General features: G+C 70.7%; 23 protein-coding genes and 1 pseudogene. 6 read left to right on the top strand and 18 right to left on the bottom strand.

Going from position 1 to position 24858, the window contains the following annotated elements; translation table 11 throughout:
* Positions 1 to 28: 28 nt before the first annotated feature.
* The gene (locus CRM89_RS09620; protein WP_098086940.1) at positions 29 to 742 is read right to left on the bottom strand and encodes a trans-aconitate 2-methyltransferase; all 714 of its coding nucleotides are present in this window, start codon (positions 740 to 742) and stop codon (positions 29 to 31) included.
* A gap of 160 nt (positions 743 to 902) precedes the next feature.
* Between CRM89_RS09620 and CRM89_RS09615 the strand changes: the two genes are divergently transcribed.
* The gene (locus tag CRM89_RS09615) at positions 903 to 2294 is read left to right on the top strand and encodes an MFS transporter (protein ID WP_098083787.1); all 1392 of its coding nucleotides are present in this window, start codon (positions 903 to 905) and stop codon (positions 2292 to 2294) included.
* 195 nt (positions 2295 to 2489) lie between these two features.
* Positions 2490 to 3803: a cation:proton antiporter gene (locus CRM89_RS09610; protein ID WP_098083786.1), complete on the top strand. Its 1314-nt coding sequence runs from the start codon at positions 2490 to 2492 to the stop codon at positions 3801 to 3803.
* A gap of 198 nt (positions 3804 to 4001) precedes the next feature.
* Here CRM89_RS09610 and CRM89_RS09605 read toward each other — a convergent pair whose 3' ends face one another.
* From CRM89_RS09605 to CRM89_RS09595, 3 genes are all read right to left on the bottom strand, one after another.
* Complete coding sequence (locus CRM89_RS09605) at positions 4002 to 4334, bottom strand: glyoxalase superfamily protein (protein WP_060590545.1); 333 nt, start codon at positions 4332 to 4334, stop codon at positions 4002 to 4004.
* Positions 4335 to 5245: 911 nt separating this feature from the next.
* Positions 5246 to 5989 (bottom strand): nuclear transport factor 2 family protein, encoded by a 744-nt coding sequence (locus CRM89_RS09600; RefSeq protein ID WP_098083785.1) that lies wholly within the window; start codon positions 5987 to 5989, stop codon positions 5246 to 5248.
* Between the two features lie 82 nt (positions 5990 to 6071).
* Positions 6072 to 7247, bottom strand: a complete 1176-nt coding sequence (locus CRM89_RS09595; protein ID WP_098083784.1) for an NAD(P)/FAD-dependent oxidoreductase — start codon at positions 7245 to 7247, stop codon at positions 6072 to 6074.
* Positions 7248 to 7393: 146 nt separating this feature from the next.
* On the opposite strand from CRM89_RS09595, the gene CRM89_RS09590 reads away from it, so the two are divergent.
* On the top strand, positions 7394 to 7999 hold the full coding sequence (locus CRM89_RS09590; protein WP_098083783.1) for a TetR/AcrR family transcriptional regulator: 606 nt from the start codon (positions 7394 to 7396) through the stop codon (positions 7997 to 7999).
* Between the two features lie 108 nt (positions 8000 to 8107).
* Here CRM89_RS09590 and CRM89_RS09585 read toward each other — a convergent pair whose 3' ends face one another.
* The 5 genes from CRM89_RS09585 to CRM89_RS09565 all read right to left on the bottom strand — a co-directional run bounded on the left by CRM89_RS09585 (position 8108) and on the right by CRM89_RS09565 (position 11752).
* A complete protein-coding gene (locus CRM89_RS09585) occupies positions 8108 to 8935 on the bottom strand; it encodes a class I SAM-dependent methyltransferase (protein WP_371392055.1) in 828 nt (275 codons plus the stop codon).
* An 8-nt stretch (positions 8936 to 8943) separates the two neighbouring features.
* A complete protein-coding gene (locus tag CRM89_RS09580) occupies positions 8944 to 9285 on the bottom strand; it encodes a glyoxalase/bleomycin resistance/dioxygenase family protein (protein WP_011209834.1) in 342 nt (113 codons plus the stop codon).
* A complete protein-coding gene (locus CRM89_RS09575; RefSeq protein WP_011209833.1) occupies positions 9282 to 9440 on the bottom strand; it encodes a CopG family transcriptional regulator in 159 nt (52 codons plus the stop codon). The genes CRM89_RS09580 and CRM89_RS09575 overlap by 4 nt, the downstream gene beginning before the upstream one ends.
* 86 nt (positions 9441 to 9526) lie before the next feature.
* Positions 9527 to 10078 carry a hypothetical protein gene (locus CRM89_RS09570; RefSeq protein ID WP_098083781.1) on the bottom strand — a complete coding sequence of 184 codons (552 nt, stop codon included), beginning with the start codon at positions 10076 to 10078 and terminating at the stop codon, positions 9527 to 9529.
* Positions 10079 to 10093: 15 nt separating this feature from the next.
* Positions 10094 to 11752, bottom strand: coding sequence for an AMP-binding protein (locus CRM89_RS09565; RefSeq protein ID WP_098083780.1), 1659 nt, complete (start codon positions 11750 to 11752; stop codon positions 10094 to 10096).
* A 148-nt stretch (positions 11753 to 11900) separates the two neighbouring features.
* Between CRM89_RS09565 and CRM89_RS09560 the strand changes: the two genes are divergently transcribed.
* Positions 11901 to 12500, top strand: a complete 600-nt coding sequence (locus CRM89_RS09560) for a TetR/AcrR family transcriptional regulator (RefSeq protein WP_086843523.1) — start codon at positions 11901 to 11903, stop codon at positions 12498 to 12500.
* Between the two features lie 71 nt (positions 12501 to 12571).
* On the opposite strand, the gene CRM89_RS09555 is transcribed toward CRM89_RS09560, so the two are convergent.
* The 9 genes and pseudogenes from CRM89_RS09555 to CRM89_RS09515 form a co-directional block, all read right to left on the bottom strand.
* A complete protein-coding gene (locus CRM89_RS09555) occupies positions 12572 to 13558 on the bottom strand; it encodes a LacI family DNA-binding transcriptional regulator (RefSeq protein ID WP_041561090.1) in 987 nt (328 codons plus the stop codon).
* 46 nt (positions 13559 to 13604) lie between these two features.
* A complete protein-coding gene (locus tag CRM89_RS09550) occupies positions 13605 to 14855 on the bottom strand; it encodes an alpha-hydroxy acid oxidase (RefSeq protein WP_172456760.1) in 1251 nt (416 codons plus the stop codon).
* Entirely contained in the window at positions 14855 to 16306 is a 1452-nt protein-coding gene (locus CRM89_RS09545) for a rhamnulokinase family protein (protein WP_098083779.1), read from the bottom strand. Before CRM89_RS09545 ends, CRM89_RS09550 begins: the two co-directional genes overlap by 1 nt.
* The gene (locus tag CRM89_RS09540) at positions 16303 to 18339 is read right to left on the bottom strand and encodes a bifunctional aldolase/short-chain dehydrogenase (RefSeq protein ID WP_098083778.1); all 2037 of its coding nucleotides are present in this window, start codon (positions 18337 to 18339) and stop codon (positions 16303 to 16305) included. The genes CRM89_RS09545 and CRM89_RS09540 overlap by 4 nt, the downstream gene beginning before the upstream one ends.
* A gap of 34 nt (positions 18340 to 18373) precedes the next feature.
* Entirely contained in the window at positions 18374 to 19573 is a 1200-nt protein-coding gene (gene rhaI / locus CRM89_RS09535; RefSeq protein WP_098083777.1) for an L-rhamnose isomerase, read from the bottom strand.
* Position 19574: 1 nt separating this feature from the next.
* Positions 19575 to 20918 carry an MFS transporter gene (locus CRM89_RS09530; RefSeq protein ID WP_060590566.1) on the bottom strand — a complete coding sequence of 448 codons (1344 nt, stop codon included), beginning with the start codon at positions 20916 to 20918 and terminating at the stop codon, positions 19575 to 19577.
* Between the two features lie 55 nt (positions 20919 to 20973).
* Positions 20974 to 21303 carry an L-rhamnose mutarotase gene (locus CRM89_RS09525; protein ID WP_011209823.1) on the bottom strand — a complete coding sequence of 110 codons (330 nt, stop codon included), beginning with the start codon at positions 21301 to 21303 and terminating at the stop codon, positions 20974 to 20976.
* 98 nt (positions 21304 to 21401) lie between these two features.
* Positions 21402 to 22091: pseudogene (locus CRM89_RS09520) on the bottom strand (TIGR03619 family F420-dependent LLM class oxidoreductase); the annotation flags it as partial.
* Positions 22092 to 22217: 126 nt separating this feature from the next.
* Positions 22218 to 23435: a PP2C family protein-serine/threonine phosphatase gene (locus CRM89_RS09515; protein WP_371392053.1), complete on the bottom strand. Its 1218-nt coding sequence runs from the start codon at positions 23433 to 23435 to the stop codon at positions 22218 to 22220.
* Between CRM89_RS09515 and CRM89_RS09510 the strand changes: the two genes are divergently transcribed.
* Both CRM89_RS09510 and CRM89_RS09505 read left to right on the top strand, forming a co-directional pair.
* A complete protein-coding gene (locus CRM89_RS09510) occupies positions 23385 to 23621 on the top strand; it encodes an MMPL family transporter (protein WP_098086938.1) in 237 nt (78 codons plus the stop codon). The two genes, CRM89_RS09515 and CRM89_RS09510, sit on opposite strands and share 51 nt — an antisense overlap.
* A gap of 26 nt (positions 23622 to 23647) precedes the next feature.
* Positions 23648 to 24853 carry a saccharopine dehydrogenase family protein gene (locus CRM89_RS09505; RefSeq protein ID WP_098083775.1) on the top strand — a complete coding sequence of 402 codons (1206 nt, stop codon included), beginning with the start codon at positions 23648 to 23650 and terminating at the stop codon, positions 24851 to 24853.
* The last annotated feature ends 5 nt before the right edge of the window (positions 24854 to 24858 follow it).

The following is a 24858-nucleotide window of genomic DNA, read 5'->3' as shown; positions in this document are numbered from 1 at the left end:
GCGGCGGCCCCGAGGGGCCGCCGTCGGGTCAGCGGCGCGGGGCGCGCAGGACGCCGGCCTGCGCGGTGAGTTGTGCACCGGCCAGGCCGGTTTCCCGCGCCAGGTCCTCGATGCCGAAGGTGTGCCACTCGCTGACGTTGCGCACCACCCTGGTGGGGGCGGCATCGCCGCTGATCCGCCAGGTCGAGGTCATCCGGATCAGGTCACCGCCGATCGGCTCGGCCTCGAGTGTCCCGTCGTAGACGAGGTCGCCGATCTGCTCGCGGGCCAACGGCATCGGCGGCAGCGCGGTCGGGCGCGTGACCGGCAGCAGTTCCACCAGCACCGGCGCGCCGGGCGCCAGGCGCGGCAGCATCCGGTCCCACAGCGCCCGGCGATCCTGTTCGCCGATGTGACCGAGCACGCCGAAGACGATCACCGCCGAGATCCGGTCCGGCAGCACCATCGACTCGGCCGGTTCGGCGACGATGGTGACCCGGCGGCGCAGGTCCTCGTCGGCCAGGACGGCGTGGGTCAGCACCGCGCGCATCGCCGGAGACGGTTCGCAGGCAAGGATTTTCGCGGTCGGCAGCACCTCGGCGACGACCCGGCAGGTGCGTCCGGTGCCCGCGCCGATGTCGACCACCGTGCCCGCGGCCGGATCGACCTCGGACAGGATCTTCCGCAGTGCCGCTTCACCGTCGGCGTGTGCGCGGGGCACGAGGTCGTAGAACTCCGCGACGGGTGAGTAGTAGTCGTTCATGCACATCTCCTGATTCCCGGCGGACGCCGACCCGTGTACTTAATGAAAAAGATTATCATTAAGAGTTGGGTCGCGGGCACGGGCTCGACGGGTGCGGGCGCCTGTGCGAGGATAATAAAAAGACGTGTTATTAAATCGGTTTCGGGGCTCGGAGGGGTAGATGGCGCAGACGAACAGACCGGCAGCCGTGCTGGCGACCGTGGTGATCGTGCAGTTCATGGTCTCGCTGGACTTGTCGGTGGTGAATGTCGCGCTCCCGGCCATCCAGTCCGAGTTCGACATGTCGGCCACCGCACTGCAATGGGTCGTCAACGCCTATGCCGTGGTGTTCGGCGGATTCCTGCTGCTCGGCGGACGGCTCGGCGACGTGATCGGCCGCCGGCGGACGATGATCGCGGGCCTGGTCCTCTTCGGCGCCGCCAGCCTCGCGGGCGGCCTCGCCACCGACGAGGCCCTGCTCATCGGCGCCAGAGCGGTCCAGGGCCTGGGAGCCGCCGCCTTGTCGCCGCTGTCGCTGGCCTTGATCACCGTGACCTTCCCGGAGGGGCCCGCCCGCACCAAGGCGGTGGGGCTGTGGGCGGCGGCCACCATGCTCGGCGGTGCGCTCGGCGTGGTGGCCGGCGGTCTGCTCACCGACTTCGTGGACTGGCGGTGGGTGCTGCTGATCAACGTGCCGATCGTGGTCGCCGCGCTGAGCACGGCCGCGCGGGGGATCGGGGGTGCCGAGGACCGGGCGCGACCCCGGCTCGACATCGCCGGCGCCCTGCTGGTGACCACCGCGATGCTGCTGCTGATCCTCGGGGTGGTGCGCACCGACGAGCACGGCTGGGCCTCCGCCGTCACGGTCGGCACGCTCGCGGTCGGCGTGGTGCTGCTGGCGGCGTTCGTCGTGGTGGAAACCCGTGTCGCCGAACCGCTCATGCGCCTGGGGCTGCTCGCGCACGGAAGTGTCGCCGGCGCCAACGTCTTCGGTTTCATGATCACCGCCGGGCAGCTGGCCGCCTTCTACTTCGTCTCGTTGCACATGCAGTCGGTGCTGCTGTACTCGCCCGCCACCGCCGGGGTGTGCTTCGTGCCCTTCGCGCTCGGCGCCGTGGGCGGCATGCGTCTGGTTCCGGTGCTGGTGAACCGGTTCGGCCATCGGGCGACGCTCGTGGTCGGCGGGCTGCTCGGCGCGGTCGGGATCGCGTGGTTCGGCACGGGCGGGCCCGGTGGCACGTTCCTCACCGACATTCTCGGCCCCTCGGTGGTGGCGAGCGTCGGCATCGGCATCAGCTTCGTGGTCATGGGCACCATCGCCATGCGCGGCGTCGCGGCCGAGGAGGCGGGGATGGCCTCCGGCCTGTTGAACAGCTCCCGCCAGCTCGGCGGCGCGCTCGGCCTGGCGGTGCTGGCCACGGTGGCCGCGACGGTCACCGTGGGCGATCGAACTCCCGCGGCGCTCAGCGACGGCTACTCGGCCGCGTTCTTCATGGGTGGCGCGTTGATCGCGGTCGGCACGGTGATCGCGGGACTGCTGATCCCGCGCGCGGAGGTCCCGGCGAAGGTGTGAGGCACCGGGCCGATCCCTGCGGGGATCTGCTCCGGAAGGCGCCGATGTGCGAAACTAAATGAAAACCGTTATCGTTAGTGCGTTGTTGTCCCGGGGCGGTTCCGTCGCCGAAAGAGCCTGCGCGCCGGCGCCGATCGCGCGACCGCTTGCCCGAGGAAGCGGCGCGCTGTCCGCCGCCGCGGAGAAGGATGGTCGATGGCTCCGCACATGGTGCTGCACCTGTCGGCGGCGCTCGTCGTCATCGTCGTGGTCGCACGGCTGCTCGGCCGGGTGGCCGAACGACTGCAGCAACCGCCGGTGATCGGCGAGATCGCCGCGGGAATCCTGCTCGGGCCCACCGTCTTCGGCGGCGCGCTCACCCGGCTGCTGTTCCCCGCCGACATCCGCCCGGCACTGCAGACCCTGGCCACCGTCGGGGTGGTGCTGTTCATGTTCCTGGTCGGGCTCGAGCTGAACGGTGACCTGCTGCGCGGGCGGCGGCGGACGGCCTGTGGGGTGGCGCTCAGTTCGATCGTGGTGCCCTTCGGCCTCGGCGCGTTGCTGGCACTGTGCCTGGCCGAGCGGTACCCCAGCGCGCACCGCGTGGGGTTCGTGCTGTTCCTGGGCACCGCTATGTCGGTGACCGCCTTCCCGGTTCTGGCCCGGATCCTGACCGATCGCAAGCTGCTGGCCACACCGGTCGGCGCGGTCGCCGTCGCGGTCGCCGCCGTCGACGACGTGATCGCATGGTCGTTGCTGGCCGTGGTGGCGGTGGTGGCGGGCGGTGCGGCCGAGCCGTGGCGGCTCGTGCTCGTCGTGCCCTTCGTGCTGCTCGTGCTCGTCGGGCTCCGGCCCCTGCTGGCGCGATGGGGTGCGTGGACCGACCGGCGGTCGCGCGGCAGGCCCGGCGTCGGTGCCCGGTACGGGGCTGCCGCGTCAGTCGTGGTCGCGGGCGGGCTGGCGCTGTCGGCATCGGCCACCGAATGGATGGGCCTGCACCTGATCTTCGGCGCTTTCCTCTTCGGCGCGGCCATGCCCCGCGAACACGGCATCCAGCTGCGCGCGTGGGTGGTGTCGCGCGTGCGGGGTGTCTCGTCGGTGCTGCTACCGGTGTTCTTCGTCGTCGCCGGACTCGCGGTCGACCTGTCCGCGCTGGGCGGCGCCGCACTCGGCGACCTGGCGCTCATCCTGCTGACCGCCGTGGGCGGCAAGGGAATCGGTGCCTACCTCGGCGCCCGGGCGAACCGGATCGCACCTCGCGACTCGGTCGCGCTGGCGATCTTGATCAACACGAGGGGCCTGACCGAACTCATCGCCCTGACCGTCGGTGTGGAGCTCGGCGTCCTCGACACCGACCTGTACTCCCTCATGGTCGTGATGGCACTCGTCACCACCGCCATGGCCGGGATATTGCTGCCACTCGTGTATCCGGCCTCGCCCGGCCGGGCCGAACGACCGCCTGAGCATGTAGTGGCCGCGGACTCGGGTGCCGCTCCCGACAGCGCCGCACGCAGCCGCGGCCGGCAATGACGCGCCGCTGAGCCCTGGCCAGCAGCACTCATCTCAGGTCGAGGTGGCGGTTCATCGCCTTTCGGCCACACAGCCTTCCGTCGATCGTGATCGGCATCTGGTCCTCGGTTCGCTGAACGATCCGGGCAGCCGGGGCGATGGGGAGCACGGCAGGGGGCATGGTCATCGGTCTCCCGCGGACAGCCGCTGTCGTGCGGGTCATTCCGTCGGTGTTCCGATGCGCAGCCGGTTGCCGTCGATATCGCGCAGTTCGATTTCGCGCGCCCACGGCGCTTCCTCGACCGGGACACCGAATTCGGCGGCGACGGTGTCGATATCGCGGACGCGGAGGTAGATCAGGGTGTCGGGGCGGGCGTCGCCCTCGTGCTCGGACAGGAACAGCCGAACCTCGCCGCGGGCGACCTCGACGAAGGCGGGGAAACCCGGTTCGAAACGGTGCTCCCACTGTTGTGTGAAGCCCAGCCGCTCATACCAGGCGACCGCCGCGGCAGCATCGGCGACGCGGAGAATGGGGATGACTTCCTCGTCCATGCGGCGATCCTCGCAGACGGCCCCGATAAGTAGGCGTGTGCGGGTCGGTCATGCCCGGCCGGTGGTTGGTCGGAGGGCGGCGGGCCCGCCACCGCCAACACTCCGCCGGAGCGCGGTGGATTCCGAAAGGTGTTCCAGCCGAGCAGACTCCGCGCCGCCCTGGCCCCGGCCGTCACCGGGGCCAGGGCGGCAGTCGGGACTCGGGCGGTCAGAGTGGCAGACCCGCCCCGGCGCTGAGGGTGTCGATGAGGGTGGTGATCAACGCCAACAGTTCGTCGAGCATGGCAATTCCTTTCTCTCGGACTGTTCGTATTCACCGGTACTGCACTTGCTGAGGTACACCGTTGTGCGCGGCGTAAACCCGGCTCGCGTGGCGCGCCGCCCGGCTCCGGGGGTCCGCGGGGAAACCGACGGCGATACACGTCGGGTGCCGAGCCATGGACCGAAAACGGCGCCTCGATTCGGGCCGTTGTCGATGCGGCACTGGCCAAATCGGCCCATGTGTCCACGACACGGGGCTGCATGGATGCGCTTGGGTGGCGTCGCCGGTAAATTGCCGACCTCCGGTCGGGTTCGGCGGCGTAGCGGTCGGGCGGGGAAACCCGGACTCGGTACAGCGGCGCGAGTTCCTTGTTCGGCCTCGGTGTCGGACCCGGATGATGCATGCCGGAAGGCCGCGCAGTGCGCCCATTTCTCAGGGGGTGTTTCGGCGCCGGGGGAACGTGTAATTCGAGGGTTACCGCTGACCACGGAGGAGGTGAATCCGATGATTCTCGATTTCGTTTCTCAGCTGATCGCGGCGTTGCGTGCGATCATCGGCATCTGACGCTCGCGAAAGATGATGACGGCCCCGAAGGTCGGTGGTAAGCCCCGCCGACGTTTCCGGGGCCGTCCACGTTTCCCGTGCGCTGTCATCGCCGAAAACCGCGCCCGACCCGCTGCGCCATCGCCGGGATCTTCGACGCCGCCATCAGGGCGCGGAAGGGCCAGCTGTCGTCGCGGGGCAGGATGCCCGCGCGCTGCACGCCGTCGAGGAAGTCGTAGAGGGTTTCGCCTTCCGCCATCAGCCCGTCCTCGGTGAAGTGGTAGCGGTCGACGGCGGGGGCTTGGATGAAGCGGCCGGTGCCGTAGAGGGTGGGCGCGGAATCGTCGTAGGGGTAGAGGCGAAGCGGGCCGGACCAGTGGCCGCTGCCCATGTAGCGGATGACTGTGCGCACCGTGCCGTCGGGTTGGACGTCGATGTAGACCTGGTCGGGTAGCGGGTCGTAGCGCCAGTCCGGGATGGCGTCGAAGAAGGCGAAGTTGTATTTCACGAACTCGTCGATGCCGACGATGGTTCGGCCGAATGTGGTGACGTCGGTGTAGCGGATATCGGGCGCGTACAACTCGTCGTTGACGCTCATGTCGCGGACCAGGAAACTCCACCAGTACTTCTTGGCCCAGGTCATCAGCCAGCTCAGGTCGGTGCCGTGCCGCTCGCCGAGATAGTCGAGCTTGGTGGCGAAGGACTCGAACCATTGCTGGGTGGTCGCCTGCAACTCGGTCTCGGGGATGGCCCGGATGGGCACCGCGCGGTTGGATTCCAGGAACTCCGGTACCGGGCGGGACAGCCGGGGCTGCGCGAGGGCTCGCTGGAACTCTGCTTCGTCGAACATGCCGACTCCTCGTCCGCCACTGGACCGGCCGCCGCGGGGCAACCGAATATGAATCATATGATTCTTGTTGAATCGCCAGATGTCAATGAGTGACGTGGGGATGTTCCTCGAACGCTCGATCGTCAGTGCTGCCGGGTGGTCGTTCCGCTCCGGCGAAATCGGGTAGCTCGGTGGAGAGCAGGTGGTCGGCGGCGCCGTCGAGGAGCTGCTGCATGGCGGTGGCGCGGGGCGACATCGTCGCTTCGTAAGCGCGCACAGCCGCGTCCACGCTGACGCCGCGGGTGAGGGCGAGGGCGAGATCGCAGGCGTCGAGCATCGCGAGGTTGACACCGACGCCGAGCGGGGGCATGAGATGGGCGGCATCGCCGAGCAGGGTGACGGACGGGCTGTGGGTCCAGGTGTGCGGTACCGGCAGGGCGTGGATGGGGCGGTCGATGTAGGGACCGTCGTTGTCGGTGAGCAGGCGGCGGAGGTTCGGTGCCCAGTCGCGGTATCGGGTCAACAGGAGAGCGCGGAGGCGGTCGGTCTCGGCGACGGACAGGCCCGCGGCGGCGATCCAGTCCACGGCCACGCGCTGGATGATGTAGACGCGGATGTGGCCGCCGCCGTTGCGCTGGGCGAACAGGCCGCGTTCGCCGTCGGCGGCTGCGGCGCTGCCCGCGCCGACGAGTTCGGCGACGTCGGGGTGCCGGTTCTCCACATCGTGGAACCAAGCTTCGAGGAAGCTGACGCCGCTGTAGCGGGGGACGGCCTCGGAGACGGCGCGGCGGACCGCGGACCAGGCGCCGTCGGCCCCGATGACCAGGTCGGCCTCGACGGCACTGTCATCGGCGAAGCGGACTCGCCGCGGCCCGGTGTCGGGTCCGTCGATGTCGCACACGGTGTGGCCCCAGCGCACGGTGCCGGGTTCGAGCGAGTGCAACAGGAGGTCGCGCAGCACACCTCGGTCTATCTCGGGCTTGTAGCGGTCTCCTGCTTCGGGGATGTGGTGGAAGAGCGTCCTGCCCGCCGGGTCGAGCTGGCGCATCTCCTGTCCTTCCGATCGGGCGAGGCGGAAGAAGTCGTCGAGGAGTCCGGCTTCGCGCAGTGCGATCTGGCCGCTGTCCGCGCGCAGGTCGAGTGTGCCGCCTTGGTTGCGCACGTCCGGACCGGTCTCGCGTTCGAAGACGCTGACGGTGATGCCGTGACGTTGCAGGATCCTGGCGCAGGTGAGGCCGCCGAGACCGGCGCCGATGATGACGATACGGGGGGCTTGCATGGTGGTGTTCCGTTCGTGGGTGCCTCGACGGGCAGGGGGACTGGGAGCGCGGTGTCGACGGGCCGCTACTTCAGAAAAGCATAACGACTTCAAAAATGCAACGGTTGCACGTTTGAAGCGGAGCAACTCAGGCGTACATTGACGGCATGACCGACACCGAGACGACACCCGCGCCGGTGGGCCGCCGTGAACGCAAGAAGGCGGCCACCCGCCGGGCGATCGCCGACGCCGCGCTGCGTCTGTTCCTCGAGCGGGGCTACGACGATGTCGGCATCCGCGAGATTGCCGACGCCGCAGACGTGTCCACGACCACCCTGTTCAAGCACTTCCCGGTCAAGGAAGCGCTCGTCTTCGATGCGGACACCGACCAGCAGGAGCGTCTGCTCGCCGCCGTGCGGGAACGCCCGGCAGGCCAGTCGATACCCGCGGCCCTGCGCGAGCACGCGTTGCGCCACCGCCTGGTCGCCGCCGACGGCGACGAGCGCTTCACCGCATTCGCGAACCTCGTGAACAGCACACCGGCCCTGCGTGATTACGGGCAGAACATGTGGCTGCGCCACACCGCCGCTCTTGCCCGGGTCATCGCCGAGGAGAGCGACCTGTCGGCCGATGATCCCGCCTGCACCGCGCTGGCTCATTTCGCCCTGGAAGCCCCCCGGGCCATCCGCGGCCACGACAATCCTCGTGAGGCGATGATCCGCGCTTTCGAACTCCTCGCGAACGGCTGGGATGCTCTTTCCGGCGAGGCATGAAACGGTGGCGCACGGCATGGGACGAATCCGAATCACGGTGGACGACGGGAGTTCTGCTGCCGTCCTGGGCCGCGAATGCGGAGTTCGCCCTGCCTCCACCGTCGGTGGTCAGGTCGTGGCGACCATGATCTGCTCGGATTCGGCCGGGCGCAGTCCATCGGGGCGGTCGGCGAAGTAGCGTGCGGTGAGGTCGGCCGCCGAGATGTGCCGGGCGTCGGTGAAACCCGCGGCGCGGGCCAGGTCGACCAGTTCGGCGGGCCGGAAGAAACTGACGAACGGCGTGCCGGAGCGGCGGGCGCCGTCCTCGGCGAACCGGCGCAGCTGCTGTTCCTCGGGCCCCACCTGATCCAGCGGTAGCAGGAATGTGGTGACGAAGGTCGAGCCGGGTGCGAGCCGGGCGAGTTGTTCCAGCGTCGCGATATTGGCTGCCCGGCTGAGGTACATGGTGACGCCGGTGGAGGCGACCAGGGCCGGGCGTCCGGGGTCGAAACCGGCCGCCCGCAACCGCTCCCACCACGAGTCCACCTCGAAGTCGACCGGGACCAGGCGCAGCCGCTCGGGTATCCCGTGACCGAGTTCGACGAGCCGCCGCCGCTTCCATTCCTGCGCCTCGGGCTGGTCCACTTCGAAAATGGTCAGCCTGCGCGCGAACTCGGGCTGTCGTAGCGCGAGCGTGTCCAGTCCGGCGCCCAGCACAACGTACTGATCCACCTCCTGGAGCGCGAGCAGATCTTCGACGAAGCGCGCGCGGGCGACGATGCCCGCGCGCATCGGGCCGGTCCGCGCCGGATCCATGTCCGGCCGGCACCGCCAGCCGTCCTCGGGATCGGCCAAGCGCAACCCGGCCAGGTCGTCGAACACATGCGGGGCCGGATCGTGCAGCACGTGCAGCGCCCGCCACAGCGCGACCCGAACGGCCGTGCTGTCCGGCGCGATCGCCGCCGTCACCGCTGCTCCCGGGGCGCCTGCACGCTCCAGACCCGCCCATCCGGATCGCGGACGGTCATCTCGGTGGTGCCGTAGTGTGTCGGCTGGAATTCGCTGACCACCTCGACGCCGTCGCCCGGCTGCTCGGTGCCGGTCGCCTTCAACACCAGTTGGACACCGGTCGGCCGGTCCTGGGGTACCTCCGCCACGAAGACATAGGGCCCGTCGTCGGTGCGGAACTGTCCGGAGTGGTGGTCGGTCTCGAACTCGAGCGTGAATCCGACGCCCTGGAGGAACTTCGCCATCCGGCCCCAGTTGTGCGTCTCCAGGAAAACCGCCTCGATACCCGTGCTCGTCATCGCTCGTCCTCTCTCTCGTGCGCGAGGTAGTCGCGCAGCGCCGCGGCCACCAGCGCCGACAACGACATCCCCGATTCGATCGCGTGGAACTTGACCTGCTTGATCAGCTCCGTCGGCAGGTAGACGTTGAACTGCTTCACTTCCTCCTTGGCCACCCGCCGATGTTAGCATGCTAGCAATCTAGTGCGGGTGCCCAGCGGTGCCGCCACGCGGCCGCGAGCCCGTGGTCGGCGCACGGGCGTCACGACTGGACGAGTGCGGCGAAATCCGGTGGGAGTTCGTGGTCTTCGAGGGCGCGGACCTCGATCGGGCCGCCGGTGTAGGAGTCCTCGCCGATGATCATCAGGTCCTCGTCGAAGGACCAGAAGATGACGTTGCGCATGCGGAGGAGGTAGTTCTTGCCGGCCTCGGCCATGCCTGCCGCGAGGGGGTGCTGCATCAGGAGCGCGCCGGGTTGGATCATGGTGAGGCGCCCTTCGATGACGATGCAGTGGTCGTCGACGACCATGCGTTCGCAGTGGAATTCGAGGATGTGGCCGTTGTTCTCGACCAGGGTGCGGTAGTACTCGGTGACACCGTCGCGGGTCTTGGGGCCGACGTCACCGGTGAGCTGCCAGAAGTGGTAGTTCGTGGCCGGGCCGAGGGTGCCGACCAGCGTGTCGAGGTCGCCGTCGCGTTCGGCGGCGGCGTGGACTCGCATGCGTTCGAGCATGGTCCGCTGCCGCGGCTGGTCGGTGACGGCGAGTCGGGCGGTGATGCAGTCGACGAGGTGGTTGCGGTCGAGTTCGATCATGGTGCTGCCTTTCGGTCATCGCTGGTCGCCGGGCAGGAGAGCCAGGCGGCCGTGTTCGGCGAACGTCGCCGCGACGGCGGCGCGGGCGTCCTCGGTCAGGGGTCGGTAGGTGCCGTTCGTCCGGGTGTAGACGGGATCGCCGCACAGCCACGCCTGGCGGCGCAGGGCCTGCTTGTCGACCTTGCCGGTCCCGGTCTGCGGCAGGTCGGTGACCACGCGCACCAGACCGGGCCGCCATTTGGTGCCGAGGTCGGGCTGGGCGTCGAGGAAGGCGGCGAACTCGTCGGGGTCGAAGGGGTGGCCCGGGAGCGGGAGCAGGGCGGCCATCACCTGGTCGCCGGTGCGGGGGTCGGGGACGCCGTAGACGACCGCGGTGGCGATGCCCGGGTGGCGGGCCAGGATGCGCTCGATGGGTGCCGAGGCGAAGTTCTCGCTGTCGACGCGGATCCAGTCCGAGGTGCGGCCGGCGAACCAGAAGTAGCCGTCGGCGTCGCGGTAGGCGAGATCGCCGGTCCAGTAGTCGCCGTCGCGCAGCTTCTCCGCGGTCGCGGCGGGGTTGTTGTAGTAGCCCTCGAAGCGGGCCGCGCCGCCGCGGACCACGATCTCGCCGATCGCGTCGGCGGCGTTGCGGAGGCGCCCGTCCGGGCCGAATTCGGCGACCGGGCAGACGTTTCCGTGGACGTCGACGATCTCGAGGTCGTCGGTCGGCCGCCCGAGTGCGCCCTCGGGCGTGTCCGGCGCGCGGACGATCGCGCAGACGCCTTCGGAGGATCCGTAGGACTCCACGATCCGGCAGCGGAAGCGGCGCTGGAACTCCCGGCGGTCCCGGATGGAGGCTTCGGTGCCGAACCCGAGACGCAACCGGGTCTGCCCCTCCTCGGGACGTTCGGGCTGGGCCAGGATGTAGGACAGTGCCCGGCCGACGTAGTTGAAGAACGTCGCCCCGAACCGTTGCACGTCGGGCAGGAACCCCGAGGCCGAGAATCGTGGCCGCAGGGCGAGGGTGCCGCCGACGGCGAGGATCGGTGCCCACGCCGACATCACCGCGTTGCCGTGGAACAACGGCATGGCGTTGTAGGCGATGTCGTCGCGGACCAGGCTGTGCCGGTTGAGCTGGGCGATGACGGCGAGCCGGAAGGACGAGCAGACGACGGCTTTGGGAGCGCCGGTCGATCCGGAGGTGAACAACAACAGCAGCGTGTGCTCGCGGCCCGGCGGCGGTGCGGGTGCGGTGGTGGGGTTCGCCGCGGCGCGGTGCAGTGTGTCGCGGTAGCGGGCGCCGTCGCTGTCGAGGATGTCGACGTCGGGGAGGTCGAGGTCGTCCAGCAACGGGCGGTGGCCGGGGGCGACGATCACGGTGCGGATATCGGTGCCGGTGATGTCGGCGGCCAGTTCACCGCCGCGGCGGGTGGCGTTGATGCCGACGATGGTGGCTCCGCAGAGGGCGGCGCCCGCGATCAGCAGCAGGTACTCGGGCTCGTTGTCCATGAGCACGCCGACGTGCCAGGGCCCGGGCCGGCGCAGTGCGGTGAGCGCGGCCGCGCGCTCGCGCGCCGCCCGGACGAACTCGCGCCAGCTCATCCGCTGGTCGCCGAAGAGCAGTGCGGGGTGGTCGTCCTCGGCGCGGGCACCGAGCAGGTCGGCGATCGAGTCGTGGGGGAAGTCGGGCGTCACGGTGTCTCCAGTGATCCGAATTACATTTCGTTCCGAAACAGAATGTAATACTCGGAGGTGTTCGCCGAGGCGTTTCGGACAGATCCGCCGCACCCGGCGATAATGAGCCGGCCGAGCGGGACCGCTCCCGAGGAAGAGGTGAAGCAGAGTGCTCGACGACGCGGCGCCGACCGGCTCCGGCCGTCCCCGGGACACCAGGATCGATGACGCCGTGCTGGCCGCGACCCGCGATCTGGTGGCCGAGGTGGGCTATGCGGACCTCACCTTCCGCGCCATCGCCGAGCGCGCCGGGACATCGGTGCCCGCCATCCGCCGCCGCTGGGCGTCCAAGGCGCATCTGGTGCACGAGGCCGTCTTCCCGGTCGACGTGGCAGCCGGACCCGCCGTCGACGGCACGTTGCGCGGGGTCCTGCGCACCATCGTCACCCGGTGCGTGGCGGTGGTGGGGTCACCCGCCGGCCGGCGCGCCACCCCCGCGCTGATCAGCGAACTGATGACCGATTCCGCGCTGGAGAAGGAACTGTCGGCGCGGCTGCGCAGCCGGGTCTGGGACGACCTGGCCGATTCGTTCGCCGGTGCCGTCGCGCGCGGCGAAGCGCGTCGCGACCTCGACATCTCGCTGTGTGTGGAAGCCGTGTTCGGCACCACGCTGGTGGCCGTCGTCCTGCGCGGCGCCGAGGCGGTCGACGAGACATGGATCGAGCAGTTCGTCGACATGCTCGCCGACGGTCTGGCGAGTCACCGATGAGGACAGCGGCACACGTCGACTCCGAACAGCTCCGTCTCGCAACCACATTCGAGATGGCGGGAGTCGCCGGATCAGCGTGACGATGCCCGCTGCACCAGATCCGGGCGGAAGCAGACGTGTTCGGGCTCGCGCCGCTTCCCGTCGGCCACCGCCACCAGCAGGTCGATGGCCGAGGAGCCGATGCGGGCGCGCGGCTGGCGCACCGAGGTGAGCGGGACGATCGCGGATTCGGCGAAATCGATGTCGTCGTAGCCGACGAGGGCGATGTCGTCGGGCACGGTGACGCCGTGCAGGGTGAGGGCCTGCAGGACGCCGATGGCGAGCAGGTCGTTGACGCAGAACACGGCGTCGGGGCGCTCGTCGGCGGGAAGGGCGACGAGGTGTTCACCGGCCGCGCGACCGGCCAGCACGGTGGGGGCGGGGGTGTCGAGGACGGTGAGCCGGACACCGGGATGCGCCCGCGCGGCGCGGCGGGCACCGGCGCGGCGGTCGGCGACCTGGGCGAGGGTGGCGGGACCGCCGACGACGGCGATGCGGCGACGGCCGACGGCGCACAGGTGCCGGACCGCCAGGTCGCCGCCGGCGACGTCGTCGACGGCGACCGAGGAGAACGGGGTGCCGTGGCCGTCGCGGTCGACCAGCACCACCGGCACACCGCGGTCGTGGAGAGCGACGAGCCGGTCGATCCGTTCCCCCGCGGGGGAGATGAGCAGCCCGTATACCCGTTGCTCGTCGAAGGTTTCGATGTAGCGGCGTTCCCGGTCGGGCTCGTCGTCGCTGGAGCCGAGCAGCACGACCAGGTCGTGGTCGGCGGCGCGTTGCTGGGCGGCGCGGGCGACATCGGAGAAGAAGGGGTTGCCGATGTCGAGCACGACCAGCCCGACGCAGCGGGAGCGGCCCGCCTTGAGCTGGCGGGCCGCGTCGTTGCGGACGAAGCCGAGCCGGTCGATGGCGGCGAGGACCCGCTCGACGGTGGCGGGGGCGACCTTCTCCGGCGCGTTGAGCACGTTGGAGACGGTGCCCACCGACACCGAGGCCGCCGCGGCCACCTCCTTCATGCTCACCACCGGTGCCCGCGCCTCCTCTGTTCCGCTGCCGGGTTGCTCATCCCCGATCTTGGTCGGCCACCGGTCGCGGGGCAAGCCTGGCCAGCTGGGTGACATGGCGCGGGTTCAGTTCCTCCAGGCAGGTGACCCCGAGCAGCCGCATGGTGCGCTCGAGCTGTCCGGCGAGGATGTCGACCGCGCGCTGCACCCCGGCCTCGCCACCGGCCATCAAGCCGTAGAGGTAGGCGCGGCCGACGAGGGTGCAGCGCGCACCGAGCGCGACGGCCGCGACGATGTCGGCACCGGACATGATGCCGGTGTCGAGCAGGATCTCGGTGTCGCCGCCGAGCTCCCGCGCCACCTCGGGCAGCAGGTGGAACGGCACGGGCGCGCGATCCAACTGTCGGCCACCGTGATTGGAGAGCACGATGCCGTCGACACCGGTGTCCACGACCGCGCGCGCGTCGGCGAGGGTCTGGATGCCCTTGACCACCACCTTGCCCGGCCACTGGTCCCGGATCCAGGCCAGGTCCTCGAAGGTCACGGTGGGGTCGAACATGGTGTCGAGCAATTCGGCGACGGTGCCCGACCACCGGTCCAGCGAGGCGAACGCCAGCGGCTCGGTGGTGAGGAAGTCGATCCACCAGCGCGGCCGGGGCAGCGCGTCGAGCACGGTGGCCGGGGTGAGCGCGGGCGGGATGGACATGCCGTTGCGGGTGTCGCGCAGCCGCGCGCCCGCCACCGGCACGTCCACGGTCACCAGCAGGGTGTCGAATCCGGCCGCGGCGGCCCGCTCGACCAGGGCCATCGAGCGGTCCCGGTCCTTCCACATGTAGAGCTGGAACCAGTTGCGGCCGTGCGGGTTGGCCGCGGCCACGTCCTCGATGGACGCGGTGCCCATCGTGGAGAGGGAGAACGGGATGCCCGCCCGCCCGGCGACGCGAGCGCCTGCGTGTTCGCCCTCGGTCTGCATCATGCGGGTGAACCCGGTGGGGGCGATGCCGAACGGCAGCGAGACCGGCCCGCCGAGCACCTCCCAGCCGGTGGTCACCTTGGACACGTCGCGCAGGATCGCCGGATGGAACTCGATGTCCCGGAACGCCTGGCGGGCGCGATCGAGGGAGATCTCGGCTTCGGCGGCGCCGTCGGTGTAGTCGAAGGCGGCGCGCGGGGTGCGGCGCTTGGCGATGCGGCGCAGATCCTCGATGGTGAGCGCGGCGTCGAGGCGGCGCCGCGTGGGGTTCAGGCGCGGCTTCTTGAACTGCAACAGCGGCGCGAGGTCGCGTGGCCTGGGTACCTGTCGTTTCATCAGCCTGCCTTCCGGACGGATTCGGGGTGCGGGTCGTGCCGGCGCGGCGGGAACGCGGCGGCCACCTCGGCCCGCAACGCGTCCACGTCGCCGTGCAGCAGCCCGTGGGTGCGGGCCTGCACCAGTATGTTGCCCAGCGCGGTCGCCTCGACCGGTCCGGCCAGCACCGGCAGCCCGGCGTGTTCGGCGAGCAGCCGGCACAACAGGGTGTTGCGGGCGCCGCCACCGACCAGGTGGATGGTGCGCACGGGCAGGCCGGTCAGTTCCACGGCGGTGCGCACGCCCGCGGCGAGCGCGGCGGCCAGGCTCTCCACGATGGCGCGCACCATCGGCACCGGCCCGTCCGGCACCGGCAGGTCACGCGTGGTGTACCAGGCTTCGATGCGGGCGGGCATGTCGCCGGGGGCCAGGAACATCGGGTCGTCGACGTCGAACAGCGCCGCGGGAGCCGGGGCGTCGGCCGCCGCGGCGAGCAGCCGGGCCAGGTCGGCGGTGTGACCGTCGCGCTGCCAGTACCGCACCGATTCGCTGAGCAGCCACAGCCCCATCACGTTGTGCAGGAACCGGGTGCGGCCGTCCAGTCCGGCCTCGTTGGTGAATCCGGCGTCCCTGGCGGCCGGATCGACCAGCGGCGCGGACAGTTCCACGCCGACCAGACCCCAGGTGCCGCAGGAGATGTAGGCGGCGGACTCGGGCGCCATCGGCACCGCCGCCACCGCCGAGGCGGTGTCGTGGGAGGCCACCGTGCTCAGCGTGAGCCCGGGATCGAGGCCGAACGCGGTGGCGACCGAAGGCAGTACCGGTCCGAGCGCGGTGCCGGGATCGACGACCGCGGGGAAGAGGTCCGGCAGCCCCAGCCGGGCGCGCAGGTCGGTGTCCCAGGTGCCGTCGAGTCCGAGCAGGCCGGTGGTGGAGGCGTTGGTGCGTTCGGTCACCGCGGTGCCGGTCAGCCAGTACCCGAGCAGATCCGGGATCAGCAGTGCCGCATCGGCGGACTCCAGTGCGCCGCGGCGCTGTTCGGCGGCGAGCTGGTAGACCGTGGTGAACGGCAGGAACTGCAGGCCGTTGCGGCGATACAACTCGTCGCGGTCCACGACCGCGTGCACCGCCTCCACACCCTGCGCCGTGCGGGGGTCGCGATAGTGGTAGGGCAGGTGCACCGCCGCCCCCTGCCGCAGCAGCGCGTAATCGACGGCCCAGGTGTCGATCCCGGCGCCGAGCAGGGTGGGTTCGAGCCTGGCCGCGGCGGCCAGTCCGCGCCCCACCTGCCGGTAGAGGCCGGGCAGATCCCAGTGCAGCGCCGCCCGGTCGCCCTGCCACAGCGGCAGCGGATCGTTGGCGAAGCGGGACACCTGCCGCATCGCGATGCGGCCGGGACCGACCCGCGCGAGCATCACCCGCCCGCTGGTGGCGCCGAGATCGACGGCGGCCACCGCGCCGGTGGCGCTCATCGCAGGAACGCCGCGGCGACCCCGGCGTCCACCGGCACGTGCAGCCCGGTGGTGTGCGAGAAGTCCGCGCTGCACAGCGCGAAGGCGGCGTTGGCGACGTGCTCGGGCAGCACCTCGCGCTCGAGCAGGGTGCGCTGGGCGTAGAAGGCGCCGAGCTCGGATTCCTCGACCCCGTAGACCGCCGCGCGTTGCGCGCCCCAGCCGCCGGCGAAGATGCCCGAACCGCGCACCACCCCGTCGGGGTTGATGCCGTTGACCTTGATGCCGTGCTCGCCGAGCTCGGCCGCCAGCAGCCGCACCTGGTGGGCCTGGTCGGCCTTGGCCGCGGAGTAGGCGATGTTGTTCGGCCCGGCGAAGACCGAGTTCTTCGACGAGATGTAGAGGATGTCGCCGCCCATGCGCTGATCGATCAGCGCGCGGGCCGCCGCCTTGGCCACCAGGAAGGAGCCCTTGGCCATCACGTCGTGCTGGAGATCCCAGTCGGCTTCGGTGGTGTCGAGCAACGACTTCGACAGCGACAGACCGGCGTTGTTGACGACCAGGTCCAGGCCGCCGAACGCGAGCACGGCCGCGTCGACGGCGGCCCGGACCTGCCCCTCATCGGTGACGTCGGCGGCCACGCCGATCGCCACGTCGGCCGAGCCGAGCTCGGCCGCGACCTCGGCCGCCTTCGCTCCGTCGCGGTCGGCGAGCACCACGCACGCGCCCTCGGCGGCCAGCCGCGCCGCGATGGCCTTGCCGATGCCCGACGCCGCGCCGGTGACCAGCGCGATCCGGGTGGCCAGCGGCTTGGGCCGCGGGCGGCGGGCGAGTTTGGCCTCCTCCAGCGCCCAGTACTCGATGCGGAACTTCTCGGCCTCGTCGATCGGTTGATACCGGGAGACCGACTCCGCGCCGCGCATCACGTTGATCGCGTTGAGGTAGAACTCGCCGGCCACCCGCGCGGTCTGCTTGTCGGCGCCGTAGCTGAACATGCCGACGCCGGGGATCAGCACGATGGCGGGGTCGGCGCCGCGCATGGCGGGGGAGTCGGCGGTGGCGTGCCGCTCGTAGTAGGCGCGGTAGTCCGCGCGGTAGGTCTCGTGGAGTTCGGTGAGGCGCTGCTTGCACTGCTCGATCGGGGCGTCGGCGGGCAGGTCGAGCACCAGCGGCGCGACCTTGGTGCGCAGGAAGTGGTCCGGGCAGCTGGTGCCCAGCGCGGCCAGCCGCGGATGTTCGGCGCGGGCGAGGAAGTCGAGCACCGGTTCGGTGTCGGTGAAGTGCCCGACCTGGCGGCGGTCGGTGGAGGCCAGCCCGCGCAGGAACGGCGCCAGCGCCGCGGCCTTGGCCCGGCGTTGTTCGGCCGGCAGCGCCGCGTAGCCGGGCAGGACCGGGCCGAACGGTTCGGGCTTGCCGTGGGTGTCCAGGAATCGCTCGATCGTCTCGATGATCTCCCGCGAGTGCGCCTCGGCCTCGTCGGAGGTCTCACCCCACGCGGTGATCCCGTGCCCGCCGAGGATGGTCCCGATGGCGCGGGGGTTGCGGCGCCGGATCTCGGCGATGTCGAGCCCCAGCTGGAAACCGGGTCGCCGCCACGGCACCCACACCACCCGGTCGCCGAAGATCTTCTCGGTCAGCTCCGGCCCGTCCACCGCGGTGGCCAGCGCGATGCCCGAATCCGGATGCAGGTGATCGACGTGCGCGGCCTCCACCAGCCCGTGCATGGCGGTGTCGATGGACGGGGCCGCACCGCCACGCCCGTGCAGGCAGTAGTCCAGCGCCGCGACCATCTCGTCCTCGCGTTCCACACCGGGATAGACGCCGACCAGGGCGCGCAGCCGGTCCAGCCGCAGCACGGCCAGCCCGGATTCGGTGAGCGTGCCCAGATCACCGCCGGAGCCCTTCACCCACATCAGCTCGACGGGTTCGCCGGTGACCGGATCGGTGTCGGCGCCCTTGGCGGAGGTGTTGCCGCCGGCGTAGTTGGTGTTCTTCGGATCGGCGCCGAGCCGGTGGGAGCGGGCGATGAGTGCGGCGACGGTCGGGTGCGTCATGGCAGGTGGTGTCCTCGTGTCGATGATGGTGTGGTCAGGCGCCCCAGGAGGCCGCGCTGCCCCCGGCACGTTCGCCGGCGAGCCGTTGCTGGTGGCCCGAACGGGCGTAGGCGGCCATCGGGTCCTCCGGTAGGCCGCGCTCGCCGCGCCAGGCGGCCAGCCGCGGCCGCACGTCGGTGTAGAAGGCGTCCATGAACACCGCGTTGGCGGTGAGCACGTCGCCGGCTTCCTGCGCGGCGGTCAGCGCGTCGAGGTCGACCAGCGCCGCCCGCGCGGCCATCTCCTGCACGTTGAGCACCGAGCGGAGCTGGCCGGGAATCTTGTCCTCGATGTTGTGGCACTGGTCGAGCATCAGCGCGACACCGGAGCCGGGGTCGAGCCCGCCGCCGCGCAGCACCTCGAACAGGATGCGGAACAGCTGGAACGGGTCCGCCGCGCCGACGATCAGGTCGTCGTCGGCGTAGAAGCGGGAATTGAAGTCGAACGAGCCCAGTTTCCGCAGCCGCAGCAGCTGCGCCACGATGAACTCGATGTTGGTGCCCGGCGCGTGATGCCCGGTGTCCAGGCACACCACCGCCCGCTCACCGAGCGCGCTCACCTGGGCGTAGGCGGTGCCCCAGTCCGGCACGTCGGTCATGTACATGGCGGGCTCGAAGAACTTGTACTCCAACACCATTCGCTGGCCGGCGCCGACGTGCCGGTAGATCGTGGCCAGCGACTCGGCCAGCCGGTCCTGGCGGCCGCGGATGTCGCCCTGGCCGGGGTAGTTGGTGCCGTCGGCGAGCCAGATCTTCAAGTCGCGCGAGCCGGTGTCCGCCATGATCTCCAGGCACGCCAGATGGTGATCGATCGCCTTCCGGCGGATGCGCTTGTCGGTGTGGGTCAGGCTGCCGAACTTGTAGTCGTCGTCCTGGAAGGTGTTGGAGTTGATCGTGCCCAGCGCGACGCCGAGATCCTCGGCGTAGCGGGCCAGCGCCCGATAGTCCGGCACGGTGTCCCACGGGATGTGCAGCGCCACCGTCGGCGCCAGGCCGGTGAGCCGGTGCACGGTCGCCGCGTCGGCGATCTTCTCCTCGACGGTGCGGGCGGTACCCGGGGTGCCGAATACCTTGAACCGGGTGCCGGAGTTGCCGAACGCCCAGGAGGGCAGTTCGATCGCGAGGGCCTCCAGCACGGTCTCGACCGACACGGCCGGACCTCCTTTCGTCACGGATGGGGTGGGCGGACGCGTCATCTCAGTGCCCACTCACGGGTGCGCCCTCGAGTCCGCGGGCGGCACCCGGTGCCTCGACCGGGCTGCCGTAGCGTTCGATCTCGATCTCACGCAACGTCTTTCCCTGGGTGCGCGGGGCGAAGACGGCGCCGATGGCGAGGGCGACGGTCAGCAGGCCGATCAGCAGCAGGCCGACGACGGTGAGCCCGGTGGCGGCCAGCAGGGTGGGGAAGAAGTAGCTGAGCAGACCGGTCGCCGACCGGACCACGAAGAACATGAAGCCCTGGGCGCTGGCCCGATACGGCGTGGCGAACAGCTCCGAGGTCCACAGGCTGTAGAAGGCCTGGGCGCCGATGCCGCTGGACACGCCCCACAGCACCGCGAAGAGCAGCAGGGTCGGCATGCCCGCGTCGGTGAAGAACACCAGCACACACCAGGCCAGCACGCCCAGCGCCGCGCCGATCACGTAGAGCAGGCGCTGCGAGACCCGGTCGGCGTAGGCCATGAACCCGAACCAGGTGGCGGCCACCGTCGCACCCCACACCAGCACCTGCAGCAGGTTCTGCTGCACCGCGCTGTGCACTCCGGCGCTGTCGTAGACCCGCGGCATGAAGATGCCCGCCTGCCCGGCCACCGTGTTCCAGAAACCGTAGATGCCGATCAGCACCAGCAGCGCGGTGATGTTGATGCGCCGGGAGAACAACCCCCGCAGGCCCTGACCACCGGTGGTGGACCGCACGCCCGCCGTGACGTTCGCGCCGGTGCCGGTCTCGTCCCGCCAGATCTGCGACTCCGCCAGCCCCTGCCGGATCCACCAGACCACCGCCGCGACCACGAACAGGTGCAGGAAGATCAGGCGCGAGCCCAGCAGTTCCAGCGGGGCCAGCACCGCGGCCAGTGCGAAGCCGACCAGCGGCCCGACCGACCAGGCCAGCTGCGCGGTGCCCACATGGCGGGCCCGCTCGGTCGTCGGCGCCTGCTCGGCGATGTAGGTCCACGAGGCCGGCACACCCGCGCCCACCGCGATACCGGTGATCACGAACGCCGCCAGCAGCATGGCGAAGTTCATCGCGAACGCCGCCAGCAGCACGCCCGCCATGTACACCAGCAGGTCGTAGGTGTAGATCGCCTTGCGCCCGTAGCGGTCACACAGCGGCCCGCCGATGCCGGCGCCGATCGCCGCGCCGAAGGCGTTGGCGCTCAACGCGGCCAGCAGGCCGACGGCGAAGTTGCTGATGCCGAACGCGTCCTGCCAGAAGGTCAGGCTGGTGGCGATGGCGATGATCGAGCCCGCCTCGATGTAGTTGGACATCGCGACGGAGATCGTCGCTTTCCACCCGGTGGTGGTTGTTGCGCCTACCTTCATGGGTCTTCCTCGGTGATCAGCAGGGTTTCGGGAGGGGAGCGGAGCGAGCCGGGGCTCAGTCCAGGTGGAAGTACTCGGTGAGGCGGTGCATGCCGTCGCCTGGCCGGGCGCCGGGCTGGAAGTACTGGGCCATCGTGGCCTGCCAGCGCGCATCGACCTCGCTCGCGGCCATCGCCGCCTGCGCCGCCGCGAAGTCGGGGGTCTCGAGGTAGCCGACCACCAGCCCGTCCTCGGGGCGCAGGAACAGCGAGTAGTTCGTCCACCCCGCCTCCCGCAGCGCCGCCAACATCTCCGGCCACACCGTGGCGTGCGCGGCGAGGTAGTCCTCGATCCGGTCCGGACGCAGGGAGAGCAGGAAGCAGACGCGTTCGCGGGTCTGGGTCATTCGGGGCCGCCTCGTCGTTGAAACGTTTCAATACGTGAGTGCAGTCACTGTACGTCGGCAAGGTGATTCGGTCAACAGGCTGGCCGCCGGCTCGCGGTCTACTCCGGCCGGTGTCGGTCCAGCCACTGGTCGGCCAGCTGGTCGACCCACGCCTCGACTCCCGTCTCCGGTGGCGACTCCACCAGCACCAGTTCGTCGACGCCCAGATCCGCCAGTGCCTGCCGGTCCGCCGCGGTCGGGGACCGCAGCGCCACCGCGATGACGAGTTCGCCGCGGTCGCGGCCCGCTTCCTCGCACAGCCGGGTGAGGGTGTCCAGCCGCTCGGCCGCCGCGCCTACGCCGTCGAGGCCGAATCCGTACCAGCCGTCGCCCCACTCGGCCACCCGGCGCAGGGCGGGGTCGCTGTTGCCGCCGAGCATGACCGGGATGGTCGGCTGGTCGGGTTTCGGGTTGACGCGGATGGCGTCGAAGGAGACGAATTCGGAGGTGTAGGAGGCGATCTCGTCCCGCCAGAGGGTGCGCATGGCGGCGACGTAGGCGGCGCAGCGGTCGGCGCGGCGGGCGAAGGGGACCCCCAACGCCGCGAATTCCTCTCGGGACCAGCCGATTCCGACACCGAGGGTGAACCGGCCGCCGCTGAGCCGGTCGAGCGAGGCGGCCTGCTCGGCGACGACGACGGGATTGTGTTCGGGCAGCAGCAGGACACCGGTGGCCAGGCGGATCGTCGTCGTGCACGCCGCCGCGAAGCCGAGGGTCAGCAGGGGGTCGAGCCAGTCGGCGGCCGCGGGACCGCGGGCCGCGATCCGGTGCCGATCCCCAGTGCGTGCAGCGCTGTGCGCATGATCGCATCCATTCGCCGGCGGTGGGCGGATCGTAACGCGCCGGCCGCTGCCCGCGCGCAGATTTCCCCCGTGCTACGTGTCCGTGGCGGGCTGCACGTCGGCCGCGGTGCTCCGGTGCAGGGCCAGCAGGGCGGTGTCGTCGGTGACGCCGTTGCCGAGCGAGTCGAGCAGTGTCGTCAGTTCGGTGATCACCTCGCTCGCGCCGGCGGGTGCGATGGATCGGGCGAAGTCCAGGAGTGCGTCTTCACCGTAGAGGCCGCCCGCACCGGTGCGGGCTTCGGTGAGTCCGTCGCTGTAGAGCAGCAGTGTGTCGCCGGGGGCGAGGTCGATGCCGCGGGTGGCGATGGTGGCGCCGGGGAGGGCGCCGATGAGCTGGCCGCCGGGGGCGGGCAGGAAATCGGCGGTGCCGTCGGCACGCAGCAACAGTGCCGGGGGATGCCCGCCCGCGGCGAGGGTGACGTGGACGGCGTCGCCCTCGCGGGTGAGGCGGCCGTGGACGACGGTGCAGAAGCGGGGGTCGCCGGGCTGATAGGCGGCGATCATCACGCGGTTCAGGTGGGTGAGCACGGCGGCCGGGTCGGGGTCGTGGACGGCCGCCGCGCGCAGGGTGTAGCGGATGCGGGAGGTGATGATGGCAGCGGCGGCACCCTTGCCGCACACGTCGCCGAGGAAGAACCCCCAGCCGCCGTCGGCGAGCGGGAACAGGTCGTAGAAGTCGCCGCCGACCTCGTCGAGCGAGGCGATGTGATAGTGGGCGGCGACCTCGAAGCCGGGGACGGGTTCCAGCGCCGAAGGCAGCAGCGTGCGTTGCAGGATGGTGTTGAGCCGTTGCAGCCGTTCGCGTTCGGCGTCCGCGGCGCGGCGCGCGCGCAGCAGTTCGGCTTCGTAGGCCCGGCGTTCGCGGGCGTCGAACACGGTGGTGCGGATGAGCAGGGGCCTGCCGTCGGCGGCGGTCTTGACCGTCGAGGTGACCAGGACCGGGAGGCGCTCACCCGTCGCGGTGCGCAATTCCAGTGCGATGCCGCGGATTTCGCCCTGCATGCGCAGCAGCGGGGCGAAGTGGGTCTCGTGGTAGAGGCGCCCGCCGACGGTGAGCAGGTCGCTGAAGTGGCGGCGTCCGACAATCTCGTCGCGGGTGTAGCTGAGCCAGCCGAGCAGGGTGGTGTTGATCTTGGCGATCGTGCCGTCGAGCAACGTCGACAGGTACCCGCACGGCGCGTTCTCGTCGCGGGGCTCATCATGATCGCGGTGTTCGGTTCGCTCGTGGTCGCGGAGGTGCTCGAGCTCCAGCAGATCGGGTTCGGGCTCGCGGTCGCGATCGTCGTCGACATCACGGTCATGCGGTTGATCCTGGTGCCGGCGCTGATGTCGGTGGCCGATTCGTGGAACTGGTGGTTCCCGTTTCGGCGGCCACCGGAACGGAATCGGGAAAACCAACACCTGGTACCCGAAGTTACGGATAATCTCGTCGTCTGAGCCGACGACCGGAGGGGAGAGTGCGTATGCGGGTGCTGGTGCTGGGTGCGGCGGGCGAAGTGGGGCGGGCCGCGGCGCGTGTCCTGGCCGCCGACGCGGCGGTCGACCGGCTCGTGGTGGCCGACCTGGCCGCGGATCGGGCCAGGGCGGTGGCGGCCGAACTGGGGGAGAAGGCCACCGCGCAGCCCATCGACGTCACCGACCACGCGGCGCTGGTGGCGCTGATGCGGGATGCCGACATCGTGGCGAACACGGTGGGACCGTTCTTCCGGTTCGGGCCCGGTGTGCTGCGGGCCGCCATCGAGGCCGGATGCGACTACGTCGACGTCTGCGACGATCCCGAGCCGACCCAGACCATGCTGGACATGCATGCCGAGGCCGAGGCCGCCGGGATCACCGCGGTGCTCGGCGTCGGCGCGAGCCCGGGCCTCGCCAATCTGCTCGCCGCGCGGTGCATCGCCGGCCTCGACCGCGTCGACACCGTGCTCACCGGCTGGAACCTCGCCATAGCGCAGCCGCAGACCCGTTCCTGGCAGCCCAGCGCCGCCGTGGTGCACGGCATCGAGCAGGTCAGCAACACCATCCCGGTCATCCGGGGCGGCAGGCAGGTGCGGGAACGGCCCCTGCGGGCGACGGTGGTCGACTACCCCGGGATCGGGCGGGGAACGGGATGGACGTTCGGCCACCCCGAACCGGTCACCCTCGCCCGCACCTACCCGACGATCACCGAGAGCGTGAACCTGGCCCTCGCGCCGCGCCACGTCGTCGCCGCCCTCCAGCTGCTCGGCCGCGGCGTCACGCACGGCATCCTGAGCCGGGACCGCGCGGCGTCGGTGGCGGCACTGGCCGAGCGTCTGCTGCCCACGGAATCGGTCGGGCTGCTGGCGGCTTCCCAACTGCCGCCGCTGTTCGCGCTGGCCTCGGGCGAACACGGCGGCGCCGAGGCCACCCTGGCCTGCGCCCTCGGGCAGGTGCCCGGCCTGACGATGGCCGAGGTCACCGGAATCCCCCTCGCCGTCGGTGCGCTGCTGCGGGCGGCGCGTCCCGGCGTCCATCCGCCCGAGGCCGTCTTCACCCCGGAGCGGTTCTTCGGCCGCCTCGCCCCGCACTGCATCGGTGCCCCCGCCCCGGAATCGCTGGCGGTCACCACCGCCACCTACCGTTCCGAGGACGCCGACCGGCAACAGCTGCAACGCGGTTCGTTGATCACCGCCCTGCTGGCGGGACACTGACCGGC

Origin of the sequence: Nocardia sp. FDAARGOS_372, assembly GCF_002554515.1 — a bacterium.
Lineage (GTDB): Bacteria > Actinomycetota > Actinomycetes > Mycobacteriales > Mycobacteriaceae > Nocardia > Nocardia farcinica.
The sequence above is the reverse complement of the archived record's forward strand: the minus strand, read 5'-3'. Positions and strand labels throughout refer to the sequence as shown.